A 5,030-nucleotide genomic window follows, 5' to 3' on the forward strand; every position below is an offset into this window, starting at 1 on the left:
TCGAAAACCAAAGTCGTTGATATTCTAAAAATCAATGAAAGCCCCGCCTTTCCGCTGTCAAAGCAACGTATCACCGCATGGCACTATCTGTGGTCTGGCGACCAAATGGTCGAAGAGACCCCCGTCTACGCCGATGGCACTATCGCTTACGATGCCGCTATACAGTGGGTATACCAACCGGGGGCGATAACCCCTGCTGCACGTTACCAGCGCGGGAAATTGCATTATGTGGTTACTGACCACCAAGGCACCCCGCGGGAGATGTTTACTGAAAACGGCGTCGCCAGCTGGGCTGGACGGCTCAACACATGGGGGCAACTGGCCTTTTGGGAGTCCCGTGAAGGCCGTGCTGAAAACGACCCCAACTATATTGATTGCCATTTTCGCTTTGCCGGACAATTCGAAGATAACGAAACAGGCTTGTATTACAACCGCTTTCGCTATTATGATAAAGACAGCGGACAGTATATTTCACCCGATCCCATCGGCCTGTTGGGTGGATTTAATCCGTATGGGTATGTGCATAATCCAACTAAATATATCGATCCGCTGGGTCTTGCCGGAGGAATTGGAAATAAAGGTGAATGTAGTAAACCTGATTTTTATGTTGGACCTGCTGGGCCGAGTGCGACAATGCCTTCCAAAGCCTATAGATATATGGATAGTCAATCTGAATGGGCTGCGGCTACAATAGAAAATAAAACCGCCCCATTGAGCTATTTTGGCTATACAAAGTATGGCTCCGGCAAAGAAGCTCGTGATGCCTATCAAATATTTTATGAAAAAGGAAATCCTGGGTCTTGGAGTGATGCTCGATTACTGGGTGAATTTGATACATTGCAACTTTATAAAAATGGAGTACCACAAGTTAAAGTACCTCTTGCTAATGGAGGAAAAGGACCTGAACTTGAACTATTCACTAGTGCGTATCCTCAATTTGGTAAAGGTGGGGCAGTCCAGTTATTACCTGTAGAGAAAAATTTATCTGTAACTTTTGATAAAGTTACAATTATTCCGGAATGATTATATGACAGAAGATGAATTACGAAAAAACCTTAGGTATTTAACCGATAAATACGTAGTCGATAAAAATAAAAAAGATGAAATGTATAATTACATTGATAGAGATGATGTGCCCGTGAAAGGTGTATTGGCAGATCTAAATGCTTTTGGATTAAAAATAATTAGTCAAGATGATGGTGACTTAATTAGCGCTATTTACTTTTATTATTGCTGACTAAGTTACCAATCTAAAAGAAGTCAGAAAACCTTCCAACCTTCTGACTTCTTCGTTTTTAAAAGAGGCCCAGTTTACCTTTTAGCTGCTTGTATATCCCGCGATCAGTTCACGCATCGTGTGTTTGATGACACTGAGTTGCACTTGCTGTTGTTGGTTTTGTTGTTTAATCGCTCGTATATCTTCGCTATAGGGTATCAACACCAAACACCCGTTTAAGATTTTCACGGTAAAGGTGAAGCCTGTCTCAAAACCTGCTGCCTTTAACCAATGCCCTTTTAGGTGAATCGCTGGCGGTGGTGTGGCTTTGCTGCCGTTCGGGGCATACCCCACCGTGTAATAACGCTCTGTTTTCGGGGCTTTATTTGTTCTGCTGCTTAATCACTGCCTGCTGCTCAGGCTCTATCAAACTGATGGTCTGAAACTGGAGTGCTAACTCTTCGGGGGTGGTCATTGAACAAAGCTTGATAATGGTATCAATCCTCAATGTTTATCCACGACCACCTATGAATACGATACCCATTTACGACTGATTAAAGCCACTAACCCCGATTCCGTCGTCGAGTTCGAGTACGATGCCCACGGTCAATTAACTTGCGAGCGCATTAATGGCCGTGAAGTACACCATCAATGGGATGAAGCCACACTCGCCCTCACCCAAACACGCTTTGGTGAGCGAGAACTCCATTACGCCTTTAGGCTACTGGGGGAACTGACCCAACTTCAGGTCAATCAGCATCGACCGTTAGAGTTCAGTTATAACGCCGTCGGTCAAGAATACCTGCGTCGCAGTGACGTCGGCTTTGTCAACTCCAGCCACTACAATGCCGCTGGCTTGCTGGCACACCAACGCGCGGGGCGCGGCTCGGATAACTTTTTGTGGTCATTGTACGATAACCCACATCAACCGCCGATGTGTACTGATGTACACCGTGATTTTCACTACAACCGTGCCCACAATGTGGTGGCCATCGAGGATGCGCGTTGGCAACGTACCCAATACCACTACAACGCCAACGACCAAATCACTGAAACCCAATACAGCTCTGAACGACGTAGCCAGTATGAGCGTTTTCAGTACGATGCAAACTTAAACCTCACCGAGCACACTACACTGCCAGAGGATGCGCATACCGCGATTATTCAACTGGCGCAAGAACAGCAAGCGGGCCGAGTTATTCGTCGTAACTTCCCCAAAGGCCATAAAAATTATTTCTACGATGCCAACGGCCGACTCGAACGCAAAATGGTGTATCAACATGGTTATCGTCCACAAGAATGGCGCTACCAGTGGAATACCCAGAACCAACTTATTCGCTGCTTTACCCCCAGTGGCGATGTCTGGCGTTATACCTACGATGCTTTTGGTCGACGGCTATCGAAAACCAAAGTCGTTGATATTCTAAAAATCAATGAAAGCCCCGCCTTTCCGCTGTCAAAGCAACGTATCACCGCATGGCACTATCTGTGGTCTGGCGACCAAATGGTCGAAGAGACCCCCGTCTACGCCGATGGCACTATCGCTTACGATGCCGGTATACAGTGGGTATACCAACCGGGGGCGATAACCCCTGCTGCACGTTACCAGCACGGAAAATTGCATTATGTGGTTACTGACCACCAAGGCACCCCGCGGGAGATGTTTACTGAAAACGGCGTCGCCAGCTGGGCTGGACGGCTCAACACATGGGGGCAACTGGCTTTTTGGGAATCCCGTGAAGGCCGTGCTGAAAACGACCCCAACTATATTGATTGCCACTTTCGCTTTGCCGGACAATTCGAAGATAACGAAACAGGCTTGTATTACAACCGCTTTCGCTATTATGATAAGGACAGCGGACAGTATATTTCACCCGATCCCATAGGATTGCTGGGTGGATTTAATCCGTATGGGTATGTTCATGATCCAGTGGGTTGGGTGGATCCGTTTGGGTTGGCGGGTGGTAAAGGTAATAAAGGGGAGCCTAAATTACCTAATAAAGCAAAACCTCATGATGTTGTTAATGAACTAAAAAACTTTCAAGGTAAAGATTTTCATTTTGGAAACGAAACTTTTAAATTGGAAAAAAGAGGCCTTAAACACATATTAGAAAGGCATCATCCAGAATTTTGGGATGGTTCAATTAAAAATACTCAAAGCTTTTTTAATAAAGACATGTCTGTAAACGAAATTACAAATGCTATTGAAAGTGTTATGAAACAAAATAGAGAAACTTTAGTGACAAAAGGTTCTATTCGAATGTATCAGGTTGAAGGGCAATATAATGGTGTAACTTATACATTAGGCTTAAATAACGGTAGAGTAGGGCAATTTTATCCTAAATAAGGGTTTTTATGATTGAAATTTCGACATTTTTAAAAGTAGGAAATGATTTTATAGATATATATAACTATGAAGGTGATCTAGATGATGATTTCTATGTTGAAGGGGCATTAGAATTGTCAATCAATAATACTAAGTTAATTGATAAGAGTATGTGGGATTGTATTGATCAGCTTTGGTGTTATTTTATTGAAGGTCTCATATTAATATCAAAAAATGAGGAGTTTAGAACTAATTTTCCTGATCAGCCTATTGAAGTTACGTTTACACCAATTAAAAAACACGTATTGATTAGTGTAAAAGCCAACGTTCAAAAAAAAGTTTTTATTGAAAAAGATATGTTCATAACATGTATGGCATTACATGCTAAAAAATTTCTTGCTAAGCTAGTCACTTTAGGTAATGCAAATGTAAATACATATATACCGTACATGCATGATATTGATATTTTACTTAAGGAATACCCCTCTATTGCCTTAGATTAATATAAAATAGCCAGAAAACATTTCAACTCCAATTCTTTTAGCTATTCTTGTTGTTAAGAGTCGCTTATATACTCTGCCATCAGCTCACGCATGGTGTGTTTGATGGCACTCAGTTGCGCTTGCTGCTGTTGATTTTGTTGTTTAATCGTTCGTATATCTTCGCTATCGGGTATCAATACCAAACACCCGTTTAAGATTTTCACCGTGAACGTAAAGCCTGTCTCAAATCCTGCGTCTTTTAACCAATGCCTTTTAAGGTGAATTGCGGGCGGTGGTGCGGCTTTGCTGCCATTGGGGGTATACCCCACGGTATAATAACGCTCTGTTTTCGGGGCTTTATTTATACTGCTGCCTGACTTAGAATGCGCCTTAGCTATAGTCAACTCCTTGTTATACCCAGAACCAACTTATTCGCTGCTTTACCCCCAGTGGCGATGTCTGGCGTTATACCTACGATGCTTTTGGTCGACGGCTGTCGAAAACCAAAGTCGTTGATATTCTAAAAATCAATGAAAGCCCCGCCTTTCCGCTGTCAAAGCAACGTATCACCGCATGGCACTATCTGTGGTCTGGCGACCAAATGGTCGAAGAGACCCCCGTCTACGCCGATGGCACTATCGCTTACGATGCCGGTATACAGTGGGTATACCAACCGGGGGCGATAACCCCTGCTGCACGTTACCAGCGCGGGAAATTGCATTATGTAGTTACTGACCACCAAGGCACCCCGCGGGAGATGTTTACTGAAAACGGTGTCGCCAGCTGGGCAGGACGGCTCAACACATGGGGGCAACTGGCCTTTTGGGAGTCCCGTGAAGGCCGTGCTGAAAACGACCCCAACTATATTGATTGCCATTTTCGTGTCAACGATCAACGAAAACTGATCCACTTTTAACTCAAATTCGATCAATCAAAAGTGATCCACTGTTTCATTTAGGTATGGCACCTGAGCGTCGTTTATCTTTCAATCGATAGCTTTCACCAC

At 43.9% G+C, this 5,030-nt stretch carries 6 protein-coding genes and 1 pseudogene; 5 read left to right on the forward strand and 2 right to left on the reverse strand.

The features are described 5' to 3' along the window. Both SC428_RS21790 and SC428_RS21795 read left to right on the forward strand, forming a co-directional pair. Positions 1-1,023 (forward strand): RHS repeat-associated core domain-containing protein (locus SC428_RS21790; protein ID WP_318710318.1); only part of this gene is annotated, 1,023 nt, incomplete at its 5' end. A gap of 4 nt (positions 1,024-1,027) precedes the next feature. Next, entirely contained in the window at positions 1,028-1,237 is a 210-nt protein-coding gene (locus tag SC428_RS21795; protein ID WP_318710319.1) for a hypothetical protein, read from the forward strand. An 81-nt stretch (positions 1,238-1,318) separates the two neighbouring features. Here the strand turns inward: SC428_RS21795 and SC428_RS21800 are convergent. Continuing rightward, positions 1,319-1,573, reverse strand: a pseudogene (locus SC428_RS21800) (SymE family type I addiction module toxin); the annotation flags it as partial. Between the two features lie 499 nt (positions 1,574-2,072). Here SC428_RS21800 and SC428_RS21805 point away from each other — a divergent pair. Then, complete coding sequence (locus SC428_RS21805; RefSeq protein ID WP_318710320.1) at positions 2,073-3,563, forward strand: RHS repeat-associated core domain-containing protein; 1,491 nt, start codon at positions 2,073-2,075, stop codon at positions 3,561-3,563. Between the two features lie 8 nt (positions 3,564-3,571). Beyond that, the gene (locus SC428_RS21810; RefSeq protein ID WP_318710321.1) at positions 3,572-4,045 is read left to right on the forward strand and encodes a hypothetical protein; all 474 of its coding nucleotides are present in this window, start codon (positions 3,572-3,574) and stop codon (positions 4,043-4,045) included. 53 nt (positions 4,046-4,098) lie between these two features. On the opposite strand, the gene SC428_RS21815 is transcribed toward SC428_RS21810, so the two are convergent. Further along, on the reverse strand, positions 4,099-4,428 hold the full coding sequence (locus SC428_RS21815) for a SymE family type I addiction module toxin (RefSeq protein ID WP_318710322.1): 330 nt from the start codon (positions 4,426-4,428) through the stop codon (positions 4,099-4,101). 197 nt (positions 4,429-4,625) lie between these two features. On the opposite strand from SC428_RS21815, the gene SC428_RS21825 reads away from it, so the two are divergent. Next, positions 4,626-4,940 (forward strand): RHS domain-containing protein, encoded by a 315-nt coding sequence (locus tag SC428_RS21825; RefSeq protein WP_318710323.1) that lies wholly within the window; start codon positions 4,626-4,628, stop codon positions 4,938-4,940. The last annotated feature ends 90 nt before the right edge of the window (positions 4,941-5,030 follow it).

This window comes from Providencia sp. 2023EL-00965 (genome assembly GCF_033550225.1).
Lineage (GTDB): Bacteria > Pseudomonadota > Gammaproteobacteria > Enterobacterales > Enterobacteriaceae > Providencia > Providencia manganoxydans.